The 21,475-nt window shown below is 45.8% G+C and carries 17 protein-coding genes; 8 read left to right on the plus strand and 9 right to left on the minus strand.

Features of this window, described 5'->3' with window-relative positions; genetic code table 11:
- From IQ263_RS23290 to IQ263_RS23305, 4 genes are all read left to right on the plus strand, one after another.
- Positions 1–261, plus strand: a 261-nt coding sequence (locus IQ263_RS23290; protein WP_486579411.1) for an Orn/Lys/Arg family decarboxylase, incomplete at its 5' end; no start/stop codon positions are given.
- Positions 262–523: 262 nt separating this feature from the next.
- Entirely contained in the window at positions 524–1,117 is a 594-nt protein-coding gene (gene cbiT / locus IQ263_RS23295) for a precorrin-6Y C5,15-methyltransferase subunit CbiT (RefSeq protein ID WP_194012222.1), read from the plus strand.
- Positions 1,118–1,608: 491 nt separating this feature from the next.
- Entirely contained in the window at positions 1,609–2,526 is a 918-nt protein-coding gene (locus tag IQ263_RS23300; RefSeq protein ID WP_194070520.1) for a phosphatidate cytidylyltransferase, read from the plus strand.
- Positions 2,527–2,847 (plus strand): hypothetical protein, encoded by a 321-nt coding sequence (locus IQ263_RS23305; RefSeq protein ID WP_194070532.1) that lies wholly within the window; start codon positions 2,527–2,529, stop codon positions 2,845–2,847.
- Here IQ263_RS23305 and IQ263_RS23310 read toward each other — a convergent pair whose 3' ends face one another.
- Positions 2,848–3,639, minus strand: coding sequence for an LmeA family phospholipid-binding protein (locus IQ263_RS23310; protein WP_194070521.1), 792 nt, complete (start codon positions 3,637–3,639; stop codon positions 2,848–2,850).
- A gap of 430 nt (positions 3,640–4,069) precedes the next feature.
- Here IQ263_RS23310 and IQ263_RS23315 point away from each other — a divergent pair, with 430 nt between their 5' ends.
- Together IQ263_RS23315 and IQ263_RS23320 are read left to right on the plus strand one after the other, a co-directional pair.
- Positions 4,070–4,864, plus strand: coding sequence for a pseudouridine synthase (locus IQ263_RS23315; RefSeq protein ID WP_194070531.1), 795 nt, complete (start codon positions 4,070–4,072; stop codon positions 4,862–4,864).
- The gene (locus IQ263_RS23320) at positions 4,861–5,742 is read left to right on the plus strand and encodes a helix-turn-helix domain-containing protein (protein ID WP_194070522.1); all 882 of its coding nucleotides are present in this window, start codon (positions 4,861–4,863) and stop codon (positions 5,740–5,742) included. The genes IQ263_RS23315 and IQ263_RS23320 overlap by 4 nt, the downstream gene beginning before the upstream one ends.
- Before the next feature lie 351 nt (positions 5,743–6,093).
- On the opposite strand, the gene malQ is transcribed toward IQ263_RS23320, so the two are convergent.
- The 8 genes from malQ to IQ263_RS23360 all read right to left on the minus strand — a co-directional run bounded on the left by malQ (position 6,094) and on the right by IQ263_RS23360 (position 20,268).
- Complete coding sequence (gene malQ / locus IQ263_RS23325; RefSeq protein ID WP_194070523.1) at positions 6,094–7,602, minus strand: 4-alpha-glucanotransferase; 1,509 nt, start codon at positions 7,600–7,602, stop codon at positions 6,094–6,096.
- Between the two features lie 892 nt (positions 7,603–8,494).
- Complete coding sequence (locus tag IQ263_RS23330; protein WP_194070524.1) at positions 8,495–8,620, minus strand: photosystem II protein Y; 126 nt, start codon at positions 8,618–8,620, stop codon at positions 8,495–8,497.
- 203 nt (positions 8,621–8,823) lie between these two features.
- Entirely contained in the window at positions 8,824–9,582 is a 759-nt protein-coding gene (locus IQ263_RS23335) for a MinD/ParA family ATP-binding protein (RefSeq protein ID WP_194070525.1), read from the minus strand.
- Between the two features lie 926 nt (positions 9,583–10,508).
- The gene (locus tag IQ263_RS23340; RefSeq protein ID WP_194070526.1) at positions 10,509–11,306 is read right to left on the minus strand and encodes a hypothetical protein; all 798 of its coding nucleotides are present in this window, start codon (positions 11,304–11,306) and stop codon (positions 10,509–10,511) included.
- A gap of 63 nt (positions 11,307–11,369) precedes the next feature.
- Positions 11,370–17,180: a S8 family serine peptidase gene (locus IQ263_RS23345; protein WP_194070527.1), complete on the minus strand. Its 5,811-nt coding sequence runs from the start codon at positions 17,178–17,180 to the stop codon at positions 11,370–11,372.
- Positions 17,181–17,225: 45 nt separating this feature from the next.
- A complete protein-coding gene (locus IQ263_RS23350) occupies positions 17,226–17,660 on the minus strand; it encodes a hypothetical protein (RefSeq protein ID WP_194070528.1) in 435 nt (144 codons plus the stop codon).
- 34 nt (positions 17,661–17,694) lie between these two features.
- Positions 17,695–17,829, minus strand: a complete 135-nt coding sequence (locus IQ263_RS29505; RefSeq protein ID WP_255515920.1) for a hypothetical protein — start codon at positions 17,827–17,829, stop codon at positions 17,695–17,697.
- Between the two features lie 648 nt (positions 17,830–18,477).
- Positions 18,478–20,268, minus strand: coding sequence for a CHASE2 domain-containing protein (locus IQ263_RS23360; protein ID WP_194070529.1), 1,791 nt, complete (start codon positions 20,266–20,268; stop codon positions 18,478–18,480).
- On the opposite strand from IQ263_RS23360, the gene IQ263_RS29510 reads away from it, so the two are divergent.
- Positions 20,251–20,385 (plus strand): hypothetical protein, encoded by a 135-nt coding sequence (locus IQ263_RS29510; protein WP_255515921.1) that lies wholly within the window; start codon positions 20,251–20,253, stop codon positions 20,383–20,385. The two genes, IQ263_RS23360 and IQ263_RS29510, sit on opposite strands and share 18 nt — an antisense overlap.
- 227 nt (positions 20,386–20,612) lie before the next feature.
- Positions 20,613–21,353 carry a DUF928 domain-containing protein gene (locus tag IQ263_RS23365; RefSeq protein WP_194070530.1) on the plus strand — a complete coding sequence of 247 codons (741 nt, stop codon included), beginning with the start codon at positions 20,613–20,615 and terminating at the stop codon, positions 21,351–21,353.
- The last annotated feature ends 122 nt before the right edge of the window (positions 21,354–21,475 follow it).

The following is a 21,475-nucleotide window of genomic DNA, read 5'->3' on the forward strand; positions in this document are numbered from 1 at the left end:
CTCTCCCCCTCTCCCCATCGCACCCTCTCCCCCCGCGATGCCTTCTTTTCCCCAGTGGAAACTGTAGCTGCAGACAAAGCGGTCGATCGCCTGTGCGCCGAGCTCATCTGTCCCTATCCCCCAGGAATACCAGTTTTGATGCCCGGTGAAATCATTACCCCAGAAGCCCTAGACTACCTGCAACAAGTCCTTGCAGCAGGCGGCCAAATCACAGGTTGCAGCGATAGAAGCCTCCAAACCCTCAAAGTTGTGCGAGAGTAAATATTAAGACTTGGGGGAAATGGGGAGATGGGGATAGTGGGAGATGGGGATAACGAAAGATGGGAAAAATCTTCCCTCTTTTCACCCTAAACAAAGCCGTTATAGCCTTCTTCCTTCTTCCCTCGGACCTCGGACCTCTTCCTTCTTCCCTCTTCCGACGAACTTACATCCGTTACATCCGTTACATCCCGTACATAATCCGTTGCCGAACTTCCCTCGGACTTCTTCCTTCTTCCCTCTTCCTTCCATTAAAAATAAAACTATGCTTTGGCCCTACGTGACTCCTGGTATTCCCGATGACTTATTTGAACGTTTACCAGGAATTCCCATGAGTAAGCGAGAAGTCCGACTGCTGTTACTCTCCTACCTGCGACTGCAAGCAGATTCAGTAGTGTGGGACATTGGTGCAGGTACTGGTACAATTGCTGTAGAAACAGGTTTGCTTTGTCCCAAAGGTCGGATTATCGCCGTCGAAAGGGACGAAGAAGTAGCCAGCTTGATTCGCAGAAATTGCGATCGATTCGAGCTCGACAACGTAGAAGTCATAGAAGGCAGTGCCCCGGAATGCCTCGAAAATCTGCCCCAACCCCCCCACCGAGTCTGCATCGAAGGAGGTCGCCCCATTAAAATGATTCTCAAGGAAGTCTGGCGGTACTTGCAGCCCCGCGGTCGAGTTGTCGCCACAGCATCGAATTTAGAAAATCTTTACGCCCTTTCCGAAAGCTTCGCCGAGTTGCAAGTCCGCAACATCGAAGTAGTCCAGTCCGCCGTCAACCGTTTGGAAACTCGCGGCCTGAGTCAAACCTTTGCCGCCGTCAATCCCATCTTCATTCTCAGTGGCGAAAAGCTGGATTAGAAGTCAGTTGACTGTTGACTGTTGACTGTTGACTGTTAACTGTTGACTGTTAACTGTTGACCTGGTTCCTCGGCAGAGCCTGGAATACATACCCAATGCCCAATGCCCCATTCCCCATTCCCGATGCCCCATTCCCATTCCTAAAATGTAATTCTTAACCTTTTTTAAGTTCGCTTAACGTTCATACTAAGAATGAGGGCGAGCATAGTTGGATTGACCGCCTGAGTTGAGATTTTGGAAGATTGATTGGGGATGGGGGTTGCCCGTGCAAGGGAGGAAGCCGTACCTTAACAATTCTTGCATCGCAGCATTTTTGCATTTTTGCATCGAATCACAGCCCAAAGACGGATACCGCGGCACGTACAATCGTCGCTCACCAAAATTTGGACTGAGGTTCAATGTCCCAGATTTATCTGCCCTTGTAAATCTCAAATCTCAAATCTCCAATCCAAAATCGACCGATTTACCATCTGCTGTGAGAAATTCATTTTATGCCTTGGTCCCGTATCCTGAGTGGAATAGTTGCGATCGCCCTTGCTTTGGGAATGATTATTATGGGGGGATGGTACTTCACCCTCGGTTTTGGAGTCATCGTCTACCTCGGTCAATTGGAATATTTTCAGTTAGCCAGGGCTAAAGGCATTGCACCCGCAGCCAAAACTACCTTAGCTGTCAGTCAAGGCCTGCTAATCACTGCCGCCCTGGCACCGCAATTTGTAGACGCGATGTTCCCCCTAGCCGGAACCTTAATCTGTTTCTACCTGTTATTCCAACCTAAATTATCCACGATCGCCGATATTGCTACCTCAATTTTAGGATTGTTCTACGGCGGTTATTTACCTAGCTACTGGGTACGGCTGCGAGTCGGTTTCGACCAAGCAAATATTGCTACAACCCAATTTTCGCAAACAGTAGCCAGCAATGCGCCCGTTAACATTCACCCGTCCCTGTCTTGGACAAGTCACAGCAACCTATCTTTAGGATTGACTTCGCTGATGCTGGCTTTCTTCTGCATCTGGGCCGCTGACATTGGGGCTTATTTTGTCGGCAAATTCTTCGGCCGCACCAGCCTCTCCCACATCAGCCCCAAAAAAACCGTTGAAGGTGCCGTATTTGGTGTTTGCGGCAGCATCGCCGTGGCCGTCGCCGGGTCTTGGTATTTACAATGGCCTGGGTGGCCCTATACTGGGGCTGTTTTTGGTTTGTTGATTGGTGTTGCTAGTTTGTTGGGAGATTTAACTGAGTCGATGATGAAGCGAGACGCGGGGGTTAAGGATTCGGGACAGTTGATCCCCGGTCACGGCGGCATTCTCGATCGCACTGACAGTTATGTTTTTACCGCGCCCTTAGTCTACTATTTTGTGATTTTGCTCTTACCCGCGATCGACTCTTTTTTAATTAATCGGTAATTGGGAATTGGGGATTGGGAATTGGGCATTGGCCAAACAGGGCATTGGCCAAACAGGGCATTGGGAATTGGGCGGAGCGAAGCGGAGGGATTGGCCAAACAGGGCATTGGGAATTGGGCGGAGCGAAGCGGAGGGATTGGCCAAACAGGGCATTGGGAATTGGGCATTGGGTATGTATTCCAGGCTCTGCCGAGGAACCAGGTTAAAGTCAACAGTCAACAGTCAACAGTCAACAGTCAACAGTCAACAGTCAACAGTCAACAGTCAACAGTCAACAGTCAACAGTTAACAGTCAACAATCAACAGTTAACTGTTAACTAACTAGGGCAAAACTCTAATTCCACCCCGACAAACCATCTCCCCCGGACTCAAAATCAACTCATCAATTGCAACTTCCTGTCCGAAATCAATTTTAAAATCATTGAAATCACTACTCTTTAATTCTCCATCGATTTCTATTTCTGGTGCTTCAAACATCAATTCGCTACCGCTGACAATCCGCAAACCAGTCCGCAATACCAAAGGAATTTTGCTACCGCCAGCGCGCAAAATTGTCGCCGAAAGCGTCAACTTCCCCGCCTCAATTTTTATCTGAGAATCTTGCAATTTCAGAGATTTTTCGCTATCTGTCAGCGGTAACATTGGCAGCAAAAATTCGCTCAAAGCATCAGCCAGCAAAGGTGCTTTCAGCGACGCATTCAAATCCGCTTGAGCGAGCCTCAAAACGCCCGTGACGGGAACGGATTCGAGCAGGCGCAGGGGCTTGCCTTTGAGAGCTTGACCGAGGTTGATGCGAATGCCACAGCCCTCTATAGCAACTTCCGTCAGATGTAATCCTTTATACACAGCACCGCTGGCGGCCGCCGTTACTTTGGGGATCGCACCGCTGAAGATTTGTCGATCGCTCCCCTCAATTTTCACCTTCAACTCGTCAACCTGCTGAACTTGCGATCGCAGCCACAACTGCACCGCCGGAGACAGCACCGAACTCGCGATCCGGCTGCCTCTACCAGGCGGTGGTGTTCCTTGTCCCTCGGCGAGATTAGCAGTTCCATCAGAGCTCGCAGCGCCAGATTGATTGTCAAATTGAAGTGAGTTGCGATCGACAGTCATAAACCATTAAAAAATATAAGCCTTAATATTCAAGCACAGAACTTTAACTGGGACTCGCATCCAGCCTCACAAACCCAGTTTGTGCGATCCCAAGGCAAATTTAGCGATCGAGCGTATCAATTTAACCGGATGTACGGGATTTATGGTAGTGTTGATTATGGTCTAGTCAGACCCACACCTCTCAAATTAACAGCAAACTAACGGCGGGGCGATAGCTTGCCACGAGTCTTTCCCTCGTAGTTTTTGCAAAAAAAGATTCAGGGTTATCTTATCGGGACAATCTACACCGGGCCCAACGCCATGTAAGGATTGCCCACCATAAAAATTTATTCCGACTAGGAATTCAACATTGGTAGTAAGGTTAAATCCATTAACCCTATTGTATTTCATCCCCCAACGCTCCTGTGTTGGCGGTTCCCACACTCCCGTCATGTCTGATGAAAGGCTGCAAAAAATTCTCGCCCAGTGGGGCATTGCCTCTCGCCGTCTGGCAGAACAGATGATTGTCGCTGGACGAGTCCGAGTTAATGGCAATATTGCTCGCTTAGGACAAAAAGCAAATCCCGATCGCGATTTGATTGAAGTCGATGGAGTGCCAGTGAAACCAACGGATCGACCCGCTTGTGTCTATCTGTTGCTCAACAAACCAGCAGGCGTAGTTTCTACTTGCCGCGATCCCAGAGCCCGATCGAAAGTTCTCGACTTATTACCACCAAAATTGCGCTATGGTCAAGGCATTCACCCCGTAGGACGCTTAGATGCAGATTCCACAGGCGCTCTCTTGCTCACCAATAATGGTAAGCTGACATTTTGTTTGACCCATCCGCGTCACTCGATCGCCAAAACTTATCAGGTTTGGGTACGGGGCGATCCCCCGGAAACCATACTGCAAGCGTGGCGTGAGGGCATCATTCTGTCCGGCAGAAAGACTTTGCCCGCAAAAGTGAGAATTCTCGATCGCGCCGGAGACCAAACTCTGTTAGAAATCATTCTATCAGAAGGGAGAAACCGACAGATTCGGCGTATTGCCGAGCAGTTGGGATATCCCGTGGTACGCCTGCACCGCACAGCCATTGGCCCGATTCTATTGCAGCAGCCAGGTTCGCCAATATTGCCACCGGGCTGCTACCGCCCCCTAGAAGATGCAGAAATTATTTTTTTATGGAATCTAGTCAACCTAACATCAATAAGCGTGCCAGCAAATCTCGAGGAGCACAGCATATGACAAAGAATTTATTGTTTTTATTCTTCAAAACAACTAAGCAAAAACTGCACCCCCAAGATCCCGAACCACCTCAAAATAAGCTAGCGGAAATAGGAGCTCAACTCCGGCAGTGCCGCGAACAGCATTCGATTTCTTTGGACAAAGTAGCCGTGGTAACAATGATTCGCCGGAATCTCCTGCAAGCCATTGAGGAAGGTCAACTCGACCAACTCCCCGAACCGGTCTACACTCAAGGTTTGATCAAGCGCTACGCCGAAGCAATGGGTTTGGACGGAAATCAGTTTGCGGACTTTTTCCCGATGGAACCGCCAGCGCGATCGAGTACCAAGCTATCCTGGCAAGATGGGCCTCAATTGCGCCCGATGCACCTCTACATCTTTTACACATTTCTAATTATCTGTTCAGTCAACGGCTTATCTCACTTGATGGGCAATTCTGCGACAGGCAAAAAAGATGCCACAGCCGAAGAACTAGCCCTCGGGAAGCAAGAACAAGCTCGTTTAGCAGCCTCAGCATCGAGCGCCTCAAAAAAACAGAAACCCAATAGTTACGAGGCTGTCGAAGCAGCAAGAACCGGTCAAAATCCCAATAAATCTAGCAACAAACCAGTGATGGTTAGCCTCACTTTTAAGGCAGATTCCTGGATGCAGATTGAAGTCGATGGCAAAACAGAATTTGAGGGAATTTTGCCGACCGGGACTGTACAAACCTGGGAAGCCGATCGCAAATTGGTAGTTGTAGCTGGTAACGCCGGCGGGGTAATGATTGCTGTGAATAACGGACAACCAGAACTAATCGGAAACCCCGGAGTCGCCAAAGAACTTATTTTTAAAGCAGACGAACTCAAGCCTTCAGCCGATTCCAAAAATCAAGGTTAATCGGAAAAAGGCAATCGGAAATAGTTAATAGCTAGCCGTCGATAAGTTTTAATAAAAATCTCCTTCTTTATTGACTCCTATCATCCGCGATCGATTAACCGCACTCGCTCTTAATTAGGTTCGTAGTGCGTCCTAGCTTCCGCTTTCATGTTACGGAAGCTAGGACGCACTACGAACCATTTTTGTTAGGGGTAATATCGTTTCCGATAGCATCGGAATAGTAAATTCACTGTTAACGGTTAACGGTTAACCGTTAACCGTTAACCGTTAACATCATGTATGAGTGCAACCGGAATTGATATAATTGACCGGACACGAGCAGATTACCAATTACCAATTACCAATTTTTGTTCAATTTTTATTAGGAGTGCGCCCGGTGATGTAAGTCATGTTTTTTAGCCGATCGCGCACCTCCCAATTCAAAGCTTCGCGCCGATACCGCCAGCCCCAATTTCCGTCTGCTTTCCCCGGAAAATTCATCCGCGCGTCCGTAGCCAAACCCAACAAATCTTGAAACGGCACAACTGCTAAATTAGCAACCGAAGTCCAACCCATGCGAATTAAAGACCAGTGAATTCCTTGGGGATCGATACAGCCCAAATAACGAAAAACCTCATCTCTTTCGTACTGTTGGAGTTGATTGAACCAGCCGACAGTCGTGTCGTTGTCGTGGGTGCCCGTGTACACTACGCAGTTGCGATCGTAATTAAAAGGCCAAAAAGGATCTTCCGGGCCCGCGCCGAAAGCAAACTGCAAAATCTTCATACCCGGAAACTCGAACCGATCGCGCAAAGCCTCTACTTCAGGAGTAATTACCCCCAAATCTTCAGCAATAATCGGCAAGTTCCCAAACTTTTCATTAATTACCTCAAACAAAGCCGTTCCCGGCGCCTTAATCCACTCTCCCTCCATCGCAGTATCCTGCCCGCGCTTCACCGCCCAGTAAGCGTCAAATCCTCGGAAGTGGTCGATCCGGCTCACATCTACATAATCGAAAAGCGCTTCAAAACGCTGCACCCACCACTCAAAATTATTTGCTTGCAGCGCCTCCCAATTGTAGACTGGATTGCCCCACAATTGACCTGTGGCGCTGAAGTAATCCGGCGGAACACCCGCCATTAAAGCTGGTTCTCCGCTTGCTTCATCCAAACAGAATAATTCCGGATTCGACCACACATCAGCGCTATCGTGAGCTACATAAATCGGAATGTCGCCAATAATTTTAATTTCGCGCAGGTTCGCATAGCGTTTCAACTCTGTCCACTGGCGGAAAAACTCGAACTGGACGTATTTGTAGTAATAAATCTCAGTATTTAGTTGCTGCCGCCACTTGTCTAGCGCCTCCGGTTTGCGTCGGGCAATTTCAGGTTCCCAAGTGTGCCAGCTAGCTCCGTTGAAGCTATCTTTTAGTGCCATAAATAAGGCATAATCTTCCAGCCAAAACGCTTTGGTTTGGCAAAAACCCGAGAATTCTTTTTGCTGCACCGACGATGCTTTCGCTTTGAAGTTTTCGCAGGCTTTTTTGAGCAGAGGCATTTTGTGCGCGATCGCCCGATCGAATTCTACAGTATCCAGCGCAAATTCCGGCAAACTATCTAAATCTTCATCGGACAGCAATTGCTCATCCCGCAGAATTTCCGGGCTCAGCATCATCGGATTTCCTGCCATTGCTGAATAGCACGAATAAGGAGAATTGCCGTAACCAGTAGGGCCCAGCGGCAATATCTGCCAGTATTGCTGGTCGCTTTCCACTAAAAAATCAATAAACTTATATGCTTCTATGCCCATGTCCCCAACACCGAATCGGCTGGGAAAAGATGTTGGGTGGAGTAAAATGCCGCTCGATCGGGGAAAAAGCATAATCTATCCTTAGATATAGGAGTTAAACGTTGACAATTTGACAGATATTCCCTATTGGTTAAACTTCGCAGTTTTTAGGGCGATTTTCAGCGCAAATACTTTGGCGATTGTCTCATATTTTTTGCCGGAACGTACTTGCTAAATATTTGTATGGCCATCTCATCACAAGTGCTGAGTACAGCCGAAAACATCAAGCTCTTCACTTACGCCTTTGCCCCAATAGACCAATTCCAAACAACCTCTAAAGAGCAGGCTCTATGCGCCCGATCCACAAGAATTATGGGATTCGTCTAATATAGACAATTGGTTTCTCTTACCCGGTAGCACTTGCTACCAACTATTTGAACACTTACGCACGGGTGCGTCGAAACAGGGTTTTTTCTATGCGCCTCCTTCGCACTCACCCACAGAACGAGTAAAAAAACCCGGTTTCTAGGTGTGTAGGTGCGTCCGGGACTATATTTTTGTCCGATCGCACCCGGTTTCTGCACAAGTCCTGAATATAACTGTTGTTTGGCTTGCACAGACTCTCTCTAGAGTCGTAAATTGCCCTTCAGGTCAAAAATCAAACAAATTCCCAAACATGAGGCAACTGCCTTACCCCTGTTCCAAACCACGATCGCAATCCAGTAAGTCATATCATGTCCGGTAGATTACCATCACAAAAACAGTTCGCGCCTGTGTCCCCGAGTCCGCTCTTATGCAGGCTCTGACTGACGCACGCGCGATCCCATCTGAGATATGTCAATCCACCGGACACGATATCATTCGCCAATCGCCCGCAGCCAATCGCATCAGCCATCGCTCTTGTTAAGCCAAGGCACAAAGAGACCGACTGTTTTTGTATCTCAAGAAACAGTCGGCTGCGAAATTACCGGTGAAAATGCTGAGTTTAAGTTTGCTTGTTCAACAATTTCTGCGCTTGTTTGAGAGCTATAGCGCCGACGTTGTAAGCAGCCCAGCCGCCTGCCAACAAGACGGGCATCAATACTATTAGTATGCGCCAATCAAATTCCATGAGTGTTCCTCCTCAAGTTTTTTAACAAAATTCTCATAATCTATTTGTATCTCATTTTGTCGCCATTCTCCTTTCTCTTCAAGCAAATCTTGTCGCCTGTGAAAGTTTCTCCCCGGGACTTGCGGGCGCACTCGGGGACATCGTTTTTCAGGAATTGAGATCGAAACTACCGCACTCGGCCCTAATCACCCTCACCACACAAATTATCCGATAATCTGTTTGGCAATCCCTTCCACCACCTTAGTTAGAGGGTCATTAGGGAATTGGAGCGCAAACACCCCCTTACTCGCTAGCAGCATCATCTTCTCGCTGTGGGGCAGCACCCCGCCAACTGGGATGTTGTAAATACTCTCTACTTGCTGCTTCAAATCCTCAAAATCCAGAGATTCTGGGGCTTTGTTGATCGTCATCAAAATCCTAGGAACTTCTAATTTGCGGGCCACATCTACCGTGACAGCCGTTCCCTGAAAATCTTGCTGATCCGGACGCAGAATCAGCAGCAGGATATCGGAAATCGTGATGCTGAGCAGGGTTTCTTCGTTGAGCCCAGGGTGCGTGTCGATAAATAGGTAGTCTAAGTTCAGAGCGTCAATCAGTTCTTGAAAGCCGTCGGTCAGCAGTCCCACGTCGTAGCCTTCGCGCAAAACTCGCGCTATCTCCCCTGCTTTAATGCTCGAAGGAACGAGGAAGAGGTTGCCGTTATTCGCTAATTTTGGCAGTAACGAACTGACATTGTAGGCCGTTTCGGCGATCGGACATCGGCCCCACAGATAATCGTTCAGGGAGCGATCCATGTTGCTCTCGCTGAAACCGAACAGTACGTGAATCCCCGGCGATTGAATATCAGTGTCTACAATGCCGACCCGATTTCCGTCGCGAGCGATAATAGATGCCAGGTTTGCAGTCGTGTTCGATTTGCCAGTGCCGCCCCGGTAAGAGTGAACAGAGATGATTTTGGACATGATACGCCTATTACAAAGATGGAACAATTATCTATTTAAGTCTAGTCATTTATTGACTTTGAAACTCTTTATTATCCTAGATTTTTATACAGACAGGTTGATGATTTATATCCTGTATAGAACCCATTTGAATTCTAACAAGAGGGTGCAAGCCTTTTAAGCATCAGTAGAATCAAACAAAGCTTGAGCTTGACAGTCGCGTTATCTAAAGTTCTCTCAACATTTTTGACTCAAATTTTACATCTTTCCACCCAAGCATTTGACCGTTCTCTTCCCCACCTTGCTCTCACCGGTACAAAGCCGGATTTTTCCTCTACTTATTTGTCTTGTTTAGATGGTTTTTTCGAGAGAGCAAACTTGATTGTTGTCATAACTTGTGGAGCCATTTTTTTAAAATCTTCTGTGAGATGTTCTGGCTGATAGCCAGGGTAAGCGTAGTATCGTAATCTGAGGAATGTTCGCAGGTTTAAACTTGAAATAATCGATGTTTTTACTCAACATCTCAATCAAACCAGAATCATCATTAAGACATGGTTGCTGGATTGTGCTTTTATAGTGAAGTTACCACAAGCCCGTAAAAGATGTCAAATAGACTCTATATGAAAGTGCGATCGCCCGTAAAGTCGAGATCCCGCAGAGTTGTTGCCATAATTATTATCGTGTCGATCGCACTTTCACAGGACTGCGTATCGCCCCCAGCGCATATTACACAAAAATCAGAGCATAGGAGCGATCGCCCGTAATGTCGAGATCCCGCAGAGTTGTTGCCATAATTATTATCGTGTCGATCGCACTTTCACAGAACTGCGTATCGCCCCTCAGAGCATATTACACAAAAATTAGAGCATAGGAGCGATCGCCCGTAATGTCGATCGCTCTGACAAGTAAAACTATCGACAATAATTCGATCGCAAATCAGAGAAAGGTCAAATATTGTCCAATATTGATGGTAACCTTGGGCGAGGCTGTTCAACTTGCAAATATTTATCTCCACAAAGCTTTTCTATTTGGATCAAATATTTGCGATTTTGGGCATACATCTCTACCCATGCCATCACTTCTTTTCTTTCTGTCTCATTGATTGCTTTAGCAATTTTTTGTAAAGCTTTCACTGTTAATGTTTGCTCAATTGCCTCATATATGAGCAATACCTCAAAACACTCGTCACTCCTTTCATCGGGATTAAGACATTCTGGTGGTGGCGGTGCAACATTCCTCAAATTATTTCGGATTTCATTCCTTAGCTCATAACTCACTAAATTCTTAATTTCTGGGATAAGTGAAGCTAATACTACAGGAAGTATAATTGGTTTACGCCCCGGTCTTGGCTGCCTATAAGTACCTGTCAGAACTGGCTTCCATGAACGCATTGCCAATCTGAACTCTCGACAAAAAAAGTGCAGCAAAACCCATTCTTCTAACTCCATAGCTACTTTTATTCCTGACTGAGATGCAAGTTCTAACAGTGCCTTTTTAACAATTTGTTGTTCGAGTTTTGCGCGTCCACCAGGTGTTCCTATCTCCCAATCTCTGGTTTCCAGACACGTTTCATAGTCCATCATAGCCCGAGCATATATCGACTGCCAGACTTGCGGTTGCTCCGCTACAGGTTTTGGCAACCCCATGAGAAATAGAAACTGGTTTACCCACGGCAGGGTGGGTAGAGATAATGTTCTCAGCCATTCGAGACAATCAGAGTCTCTCCAAGGATATGCAAGTTCCATACAGTTTTTTGTGTGACTTCAGATGGGCAATTTTCGCAGTTAGTGATTGGGAAAACAGGCAGGTCAAGACCTAGGCACAATCCGAAAAGGTAGTGACAAAATCGCTGCAATCCCTACCAAGATGGCAATCACAAAGTTTGATGTTCCTTCAACTACTACTAAAATACCATCTTTGAGCTTTGCACCAAGTGCAAAAGCCTGTTGTAGCAACCTATTTGGCTGACTGGGAGGAAGTGGTTGTTCAGGAGGTTCTTTATCAGCATATTCCCTAGCTGTATTCACTAAATCTTCAGCTCCGAGTGCTTCTAGGTCGAAATCGTCACAATCAGAATAATCCAATTCTTTCAGTAATCTACGTAAATTTTCTTGCACTTTTCTGTATCTGTCCTGATGTCCTGTCCATGACCCTTTACCGTCAGCCATGTTGCGATTTTCAGCTTCAGGATATCCTGCTCTAGCAGCAACGTGAGCTTGGTAAAGACGATTAGTATTATTATCATTCAGCAAATCTTGTTCGCGCTTTCTCAGTGATTTTTCAAAGTATCCTTGTTCATTAATGAAACCTTGATATAGCACCTCCTCGATTTTTTTTAGGAGGTCGTAGCACTTTTTCAGATCTTCGTCATCAATATCGGGAGGGAGCAGCGGAGGAGGATTTGAACCACCTCTTGGCTTAGGAGGATTATTAGCTAAATCATCATTCCCACTCCCACCTGAAAGCCAATCATAGCCACCACTACCAAAGAAAACATCTTTAAACTGAGCCTCCTTAATAATCACAGTCGGTATTATCCAAATATCATCACTAGGCTTCGGAGGCTTCACCAAATCCACTGGCGCATCCAAATTCTTCGGAGCCTTATTCAACCGCGGCGCCTCCCCAAAATTCGGCACATCATTCACCTCCGTCCCTGTCCCCTTCGGGTCAAATCCTCCCCTTTTTGACTCAGATTCACTCGGCAAATACTTGCCATCTTTCCAACTAGACTTCGACCAACTTTCACTCCAATCATTCCGACCATCATCCCATACTGTCCCGCTCCGATACCAACTCCAACTGCTGCCACTACTCGTCGAAACACCCGCTTTTGTTCCAGATTCTGACTCTGAACCGCTGAGAGTTTCCGTCCAACTGTAACCCCCATTAAAATAAGACTTGCTGTAACTCGAACTCCAACTAGAATACTTAGAAACCGAACTAACTAAACCTGTAGTATCGTAAGTGCTTTCGATCAACCATTTCTCGTAAGTCGAACTGCCACTCTCAGTTTTTCGACCATTTTTATAAGTGGTAACTGTCTGTGAATTCCAAGTCCTAGAGGCATCGCTACTGCTAGATGAATTGGCATTACTGCCCTCGGTACTGCTGTTACTTTTACTGGCTGCTATTGTCGATTCGTCGCTGGTACTTTGAACCGTGTAAGCATCTACTTTATACTCGTTTTCCCACCGAGCATTATTTTCCGAATAATTTTCTTGCTCGTTTTTAGAACTAGGTTTGCCCGCACTGTTGCTGCTGGAAGATTTCGACTTGCTGACGGAATAAGTATCTTGATTTTGACTGCTAGTGTGCGGCCCGTCTTTGTAATTTTGCGTGTTATTTCCCTGAGTTACTGAGTAATTATTGTTGCGATTGTTTAGCCAATAATTAGTGCCGTTGCTGCTGTTGGTTTGTTGAGATTGATTGACGGTGTAATTGTCTTGATTGGTGGTACTTTTTGATTTGCCATCATCGTAACTGCTGTTAGCATTACTGTTCGATTCAGAATAACTATCGTGGGTGTTGCTGTTGACGGCTTTGCCGTTAAGTGTAGAGTTATCCCAGATTGAGTTAATTACAGAATAGTTGTCGCTGCTGTTATTAGTTTTGGAAAAACCGCTGGTATTGTTGCTTTGAGAATCAGATTTGCTAACTGTGGTTTCTTCGCCACTGTGGGTATTATTATAACTGCTACTGTTGCTGCTATTCGTCCAATCGGCTTTTCCTTGAACTTGAGTTGAACTGTTATGGACCGAACTGCCGGTGCTGCTAGTAGAGCGAATGTTTGAAGTTGATTTGGAACCCCAATCATCTTGGCGGTTGCCGTTAACTATGCTCAGGTTCGTACCGTATTGGCTGTCGGATTGAGACTTGCTGTTTCGATAACTTTCTGAAGCATCGTTTCTGGTATAGGCGGGAGCGGTATAGTTGTAAGAACTGCGGGATTTTTGATTGGATGAACTTTGGTCGGCGCTAGTACCTTCGTATTTAACTCGGCTGTAGTTTTGCTGCGATTGATTTTTGTTTTCTGTTGAGTTTTGGGAAAAGTTTTTGGTGGTGTAGGTATCCGTATTTGTGCTGGTATCGCTTGTGGATTCGTTAAAATAGTTGCCCTTGCTGTTGGTTTCGACAGCACTTTGATCCCAGCTTGATTCTGTGTTTGAGAAGTTGCTATTAGTTTGAGAGTTGGTAATGGTTGTGCCGTTGGAACTACTGGTAGAGGTAGTTGTGTATGGCGCTAATTCTGTGGTATAAGAGCTAGTGCCTTCGTTGCTGTTTCCAGTTGAGGTACTGGTAGTTTTTGGCGTGCCGGGGGCTGTGGTTGCAGTTGCTCTTTCTGAGGGTTTGGCTGCGGTAGAATTGGCAGAATTGTCGGTATTTTTACCAGCATCAATTAAGGGTTTTGTCAAGAGTTTAGCTGCTGCCAATACGGGAATTGTGGGGAGGGTTTCTGCTGCTGTAGCAATGGCTAATTCTGCGTCGAGAATTCCGTATCCTGTTCTTTCGTCCCATTCGGGTACGTCAATGTCTGTTGCTGTTTTCAGGAGGAGATTTTTGATTTGTTGGCGGCTTAGGGATGGGTTGGCTGCCCACATTTTGGAGATGGTAGTTGTGACGAAAGCGGCTGCGATTGATGTGCCTTGTTTGGTTTCGGTTGTTGAAGTTTCTGCTGTTTGTGCAGTGCTGGTTGGTGCTAGGATATCTAAACCGCCTCCGTAGCTGGAATAGGCGGCGCGGTTGTTGTTTTCGGATGCGCCGACGGTGATGATGTTGTCGAATTCTGTGGAGGCTTGTCCGAGTGCGGATAGGAGAGTTCCTTCGTTACCGGCGGCTGCTACAATCAGGATGTTGTTTTCCTGAGCGTATTTAAGTGCTGATTGTTCTTCTGCTGTCAGTTTGTGCCGTGTGGTTTGCGTGCCGTCGGGATTGATTTGGGTTAAGTCGAAGCTGAGGTTGACGACGGCGTTGGGTTGTTTTGCAGCAATGGCGGTGTCTACAAATTCTATCAGGGATTGCTGCCAGTTGCCGCTACCGGTTGCCCTTCCCAACCAAATAGTAGGAGATTGTTTTGTATCGCTTTGATTGTGGGAGTCGCTGATAATTCCTAAAATTGTGTCGCCGTGTTGGTTTCCTTCCTTTGGTTGAAGTAGGGGATTATTGTCGCCGTCGATTACATCTTTTCCTAGGATAATTTGGCTGTAATCGATGTTAGGATTGTCGGCTGTGAAGCCCGTGTCGATAATACCGATAAATGGTTGGTTTTGTTGAGAAGAATTAGGGATTGTTTCTCTAGGAATTACTGACGGCCCAGAAACCGGGTTTTTTACGGAATCTGTTGGTAACAACGAAGTATTTTCGTCAAAAAACCCGGTTTCTTTAGTCTGAGTGCGTAATTCCTGTTGGAGTTGGGTTTCCGTGTGGGTGACTGCGTATTCGTTGATGTTTGTTTCGGAGTTGCTGTCTGTTGCAGTTGCGATTTCGGAGTCGGCGATGATATTGTGTGAGTTGTCTGGCTGATTGTTTTTGTCGGATGATATTTCGGGAGTAATTGTGCTGTTTTCGGAGTCAAAGTTGGGGTTTACATATTCGTCAGTGGTTGTTGGCGACTGATTGTCGCTGTCGGCGATAAGATTTTCCGATTGTTGCGAGTGATGGTTTGGCGTGACAGCGATTTCGGGAATAATAGTTTGGTTGTCGGCAACTATATATTCTGGATATTCTGATGCGGGTGGTTGATAGTTTTGGATGGATGCTGTGGAGGAAATGTTAGGGAATTGTTGGGCGAGTATGCTGTTGAGAGTTTCCGACAGTGTGGAAATTTCATCGTCTGAAAGTAGCGGTAAATTGTCAGCAGTTTCGCCGGCATTTTCGAGGCTGTCGATAAGAGTTGGGGAGGTGTTTTCAATTTCCCCAGTGAGAATGTCTGTGGATTCTGTGGGTATTGTCGCTATTTCTGGTTGGATAAAGACGGGTTTTTCAATTGTGTCACCTGTGATTTCGTCGATTTCTGTCTCAACAGGATTTGTCTGGAAGTTGGAAATTTCGGAAACAGTCGGCTTTTGAGTTTCTGTCGCTGGGGATTTTTCAGGTTTTGTCTCAGCCGGATTTGTCTCGGAATTGGGAATTTCCGAAACAGTCGGATTTTTGTCTTCAACTACTGGGGATTTTTCAGGTTTTGTTTCAGCCGGATTTGTCTCGGAATTGGGAATTTCCGAAACAGTCGGATTTTTGTCTTCAACTGGGGGAGATGTTTCAGTTTTTGTCTCTGTCGAATTTGTCTGGGAGTTGGAAATTTCCGAAACAGTCGGATTTTTGTCTTCAACTACCGGGGAATTTTCAGGTTTTGTCTCGGAGTTGGGAGTTTCCGAAACAATCGGATTTTTGTCTTCAACTACCGGGGAATTTTCAGGTTTTGTCTCAGTCGAATTTGTCTTGGAGTTGGAAATTTCCGAAACAGTCGGATTTTTGGTTTCTGTCGCTGGGGAATTTTCAGGTTTTGTGTCGGAGTTGGGAATTTCCGAAACAGTCGGATTTTTGGTTTCTGTCGCTGGGGAATTTTCAGGTTTTGTGTCGGAGTTGGGAATTTCCGAAACAGTCGGGTTTTTGTCTTCAACTGCGGGAGATTTTTCAGGTTTTGTCTCAGTCGAATTTGTCTCGGAATTGGGAATTTCCGAAACAGTCGGGTTTTTGTCTTCAACTACCGGGGAATTTTCGGGTTTTGTCTCAGTCGAATTTGTCTCGGAATTGGGAATTTCTGAAACAGTGGGATTTTTGGTTTCTGTCGCTGGGGAATTTTCAGGTTTTGTCTCAGTCGAATTTGTCTCGGAATTGGGAATTTCCGAAACAGTGGGATTTTTGGTTTCAACTACCGGGGAATTTTCAGGTTTTGTGTCGGAATTGGGAATTTCTGAAACAGTCGGATTTTTGTCTTCAACTGCGGGAGATGTTTCGAGTTTTGTCTCAGTCGAATTTGTATCGGAGTTGGGAATTTCCGAAACAGTCGGATTTTTGTCTTCAACTGCGGGAGATTTTTCAGGTTTTGTATCGGAGTTGGGAATTTCCGAAACAGTCGGGTTTTTGTCTTCAACTACCGGGGAATTTTCAGGTTTTGTTTCAGCCGGATTTGTCTCGGAATTGGGAATTTCCGAAACAGTCGGACTTTTGTCTTCAACTGCGGGAGATTTTTCAGGTTTTGTCTCTGTCGGATTTGTTGTAGAAGTTGTATCGGTTTTTTTGTCGTCGTCTAATTTAGTCTCAGTTTTGGGCGCAACGTAAGCTATCAATTCTTTACCTTTCTCTGATGTACGCCAATCGGAGTTTTTGGCAATTACATCATCTATTAAAATGACTTTAGGGGTTGCACCTTTGAGGGAAAATATGATATCATTGTAATCAGCATCGCTCCCTTCGCTTATCCCCATATCTTCCATAACAAATATATTGCCGCCATTCACGACACTGGCAATTTGTCCAGGTTGAAAAGCATCGCTGGAATTAGCTGTCGCCATTGAGAATAAGGGTTTTTTGTCGCCACCAATTCCTGGATTGTCGTATACTTCTTGTATTTTACCGTTGGGAATTAGGATGATACCGAATTCGTCTCCGGGAGTCATTGCGAAGGTTTTTATGCCTCGGTATTCTCCGATATTTAAGTTGTTTTATCCCTCGAAACTAGAAAATTTCGCTGCTTCTGTAGTGTCGGAAATTGCGATGTAACCGAGTGAGGAGTTGCTGAGGGCGCGTCTGGCTGCTTCTAGTATAAATGCTTCGGAATTTGGTACAAATTCTTGCATTCCTTTGAGGCTGATAATTGCTAGTTCTCCTTGATACCAGCCTCCGTCTGATAGGTAGTCGAAGCTAATTTTGCCTGTTTCGTCTGCTTGGAAAATGCCGGAGTCGAAAGTGATTTTATTTTGAGTTTCTGGTTGGGCTGTATTGCCTGTGATTGCGTCGGTTTCGGTTGTGGATGCTGGTATTTTTTCGGTGATGCTGTTGGTTGTTGGTGTTGAATTTTTGTTGAGGATGAATGTGTCTGTGTCTGGTTGGGGAGGTGTTTCGGGAGTTTTATCGAGATTTTGGGGGTTTTCGAGCAATAGTTCGATGCTGGTGTTTGTGGAGGATGTTTCGTTAGTTATTAGGAGATTTTTCGGGGGGGGAAGAGTAATTTTTGGTAGAATTAGTTAATGGCAATTCTTCTGCAATGTGGGGAATGATGGAAGTATTGGTGGTTGGTTGGAGGGTAGATGTTTCGATTGGTGACATGATTTTTAGTGTTTTTTTTGATGGTGAAAGTGACTAAAATGTGCGGGATTTGAGGATATTAAGTTTTAAAGATTCGCAAGCAAACTAAGTTTATAGGATGGTGGAGCTTTTTTGCGAATGCAGGGTATGATATTGACAGGTTAAAACTTTCCAATGTGGGGACAAAGGTTTGATTCGATCGCCATAAATGAGTTTTTTTATGGCTGTTGTGAATTTATAGGTTTGAGAATATCAGTAACTTTTATTAATGGCAAGGGGTTTGTAGAGTTTTTAGGTAAACTTTATGGAAACTTTAAAAAAGTGCAGCAGCGAATCTATTCCACAGCTAGTCGCCTTTTGATAGCATAGAGGTAATCAAAGTCGATTGTTCACCACAAGTTAAAAATTTTGTCAAGCTAAATTAATTAAGTGGAGATTTGCGCGCCTTGGGTGTCGATCGCGATCGCCCTTACCTCAGCTTTCACCCCAAATTCCATCCCAGCAGCCGCCACCATTTCCCTCACAACCGCATCAGTATTAGTAACATCCGTTAAAGCTAAAAGCGTGGGCCCGGCACCGCCGGACCCTATAAACTCAGGAATTAATCAGGGCTATCAACGGGGAAAATCAATTATTTATACGCAATTCCCCATGCTGTCGAATTGTCTGTCATTCTTCATTTTTCGCCCCATCCTCCTTGTCTGTTAAACTATCAATCTTTTGATCTTTGATCTTCTTTTCAGCCGCCCGGCGCTGCCGCATCTGTTTTGCCTTCCCTTGCAAATCGCTGAACTCCTCATCGGGTTTGGTTTCGCCTGAACCAGCACCGAGGTGGGAATCGATCGGGATACCCGTTTTTGAGCCGCTTTCCGATGCAGTCGCCGCGGCGCGCTGCTTCTGCTGTTTGGCTTTTTCCTGCAACGGAGCTAGGTATTCGTCTGCCTCGCTTTGGGCCTTGGGAAGCTCTGCAGCACTTGCTGTTATTTCTGGCAGTTGGGAAGGTGCTGGTTGAGGGGTTTCTTTTTTGCCAACTCTCAGTTTCTCTTTCTTTTGCTGCAATTCTTTAAAGAAATCAGATTCTGTGATTTCTGCCACCTGCTGTTCTTTTTGGGCTTGGTCAATTTCGATTTTGAATACTTGTTTTACTCGATCGCTAATTACTTTCCCGTATCCGGCTTTATTAAATCTGTCTGCCGATACAATGCTAGCACCAGTTAGGATTAATCCTAAAGCTGGCGCTGCCACCGGCACCCACCCTCCCAACAGAAAAATCCCAAAGCCACAACCGCCACACACCAACAGCAGTGCTCCAAATGTCCCCACCAACTGCGCTGGGTGAGCCATCCGCGATGCTACTGTTGCTCCCACAATTGACCATCCCGAAAGCCACAGAATTTCTGCCCATTCCGGCCAAAACCAAAACATCGGTTTGTTGTCTAAAACAGCACTCAAAAGTTGGCTGACTACTTGTCCGTGTGCCACAATACCGGGCATGAATTGCTTGTCTTGCCGCCGCCCGCTGTAAGGAGTATAAAAGAAATCTTTAACGGTTTCTGTGGTGTAGCCGATCAATACTATTTTATCTTTAACTAAATTAGGGTCAACTTTTCCTTCTAAAACATCCGTAATTCTAACTTGGTTGGCGAGATTCCGCCGGGAACGATAGTTAATTAATATTTGATATCCCCTGACATCAGCATTGCTGTATCCTCCATCATTGCTTTCTAGTTTTTTGAATTGAGTTTTACCCAGCCATAAAGATTGATCTGGTGCCAGTTGAGGATAAATTTTTTGTCTTTGCAAGTAGTTGAGTGCTAGCTGGAGGTTGAAGGAAGCTAAAACTTGAGAATTGTCATTGCAAAGATGTTTTTCTACCGTGGAGTTGCCCTCAATGATCGGCGGTTTCATAAATAATAATGCCCTCCGCAGTATGCCGCCCGGATCGACTCCAAAATCTGCAAATCCTACCCGGTTTTCTGATATTCCCGGCGGTGGCGGAGAACCGGGACTGTCTGGATTCCCGTCGGTGACTAAGCATACTCCGATTATTTTGTCGCTCTTTTGTAAAACTTTACTTAGTTCCTCGCGCCCGTCTCCTAAAGGTACGTCTCGCAGTACATCTAAACCGATGACTGCCGGCTGCATTTTTTCGAGTTTTTGTAAGATTTCAGCTATTTTGCGATCGGATATCGGCCACTGTTTCATTTTCTGAATATCTGCTTCGGTAATTCCCACAACTAGCAAGCGCGAATCCGGCTTTTCGTCGGGACGCCACCTCAGCATTTGGTCGTAAGCGCTTAATTCTAGCGGTTCGAGTATTCCTAGCTGTCTGACACCCATTAAGGATATTGTGACTACCGCACTGGCAATTAATACAGATTTAGCAAATAAGAGTGATGGTTTATACAGTTGACTCAATTGAGTCGCTGTCGAGCGAATTTTATGAGATATTTTATTCATTTATTTCAGTATCAAAGTTTGAATTGTTTCACCGAACAGCGGTTGTTTGGCTTGCAGCCGCCGGCAGCACATACTTCTTCCATCTTAGAAAATCCGAAAACTCCGACCGTTTTGTAACAAAATTTTACATCTTGCATCGACAGAATGTGTATGCAATGATACTCGCGACCTCGACAGCCGGATTTTTGGGACGGATAATCGACTTGCCGATCGAATTAATTAATGTTATGGATGATATGTCAAGGTTAAAATTGTGTATCTGCGCCCTAGTGCAACCACTCCAAAATATTTGTCGCCATCAGCGAAAGCCTGTGTTTGCAATATTATAATGAAAGGTACAAAAAATGAAACGTTTTCAACATCTAGCTACACTGGCGATCGGCCTAGGCGCGATCGCGCTTACCGTCCCCAGTTCCCTCGCAGGAATGCGGACACAATCCCGGCCCATAGTCCTGAGTCAGAATGTGAATTTCAAGCCCCCCGATGTCACAGCCCCCGGCAGCCGACAAGGAGGGACGCATCGCGGCAGCAAGCTTTGTCCTGCGGGTTTATCTATTACTCCCCTAGTACCTCCAACTAATATCGGTTTAACTCTCACAGAGTCTCCCACAATTTTTGTCTACCTTCCTAAAACCTCAGCACAAATAGAGTTTACTTTGCTGACCGACAACGAAGAGAAAGTAGTCTACGAAAAAACATTTAAAGCTGACAAATCCGGGATTGTGGGAGTTAGCGTTCCTGCTAGCAGCGATAACAAGAAATCCCTGGAAGTTGGCAAGCGATACGTATGGTCGTTTTCAATGGTATGCGACCCCGAAGATCGATCGGCAGATTTAATTGTTAAAGGATTCGTACAGCGCATAGAACCCCAGGCCACTCTTAAAAGCGATTTGGCAAATTCCGACCAAATGACTAAGCTCAACGTTTACGCTAAAAATGGGATTTGGTACGAAACTCTCGCTACCCTAGCCCAAATGCGCCGTCAGACACCAGGGGATACGAAGCTGACAGCCAAGTGGACGCAATTATTGCAATCCCAAGGACTTGAATCAGTGGCAACTCAACCGCTAGTTGGGCCTCTTTAAAACTCGCCATTTCTTAAAGTTTTGTCCGTCTGCTGGTGGCGACGTGAAAAATGACTTTCTTTACCCGATCGCGCCCCAAGTCAAAAATACCGGGCGCGAGGGGGAGAGGGGGAGATGGGGAG

Origin of the sequence: Tychonema sp. LEGE 06208 (genome assembly GCF_015207505.1) — a bacterium.
GTDB lineage: Bacteria > Cyanobacteriota > Cyanobacteriia > Cyanobacteriales > Microcoleaceae > Microcoleus.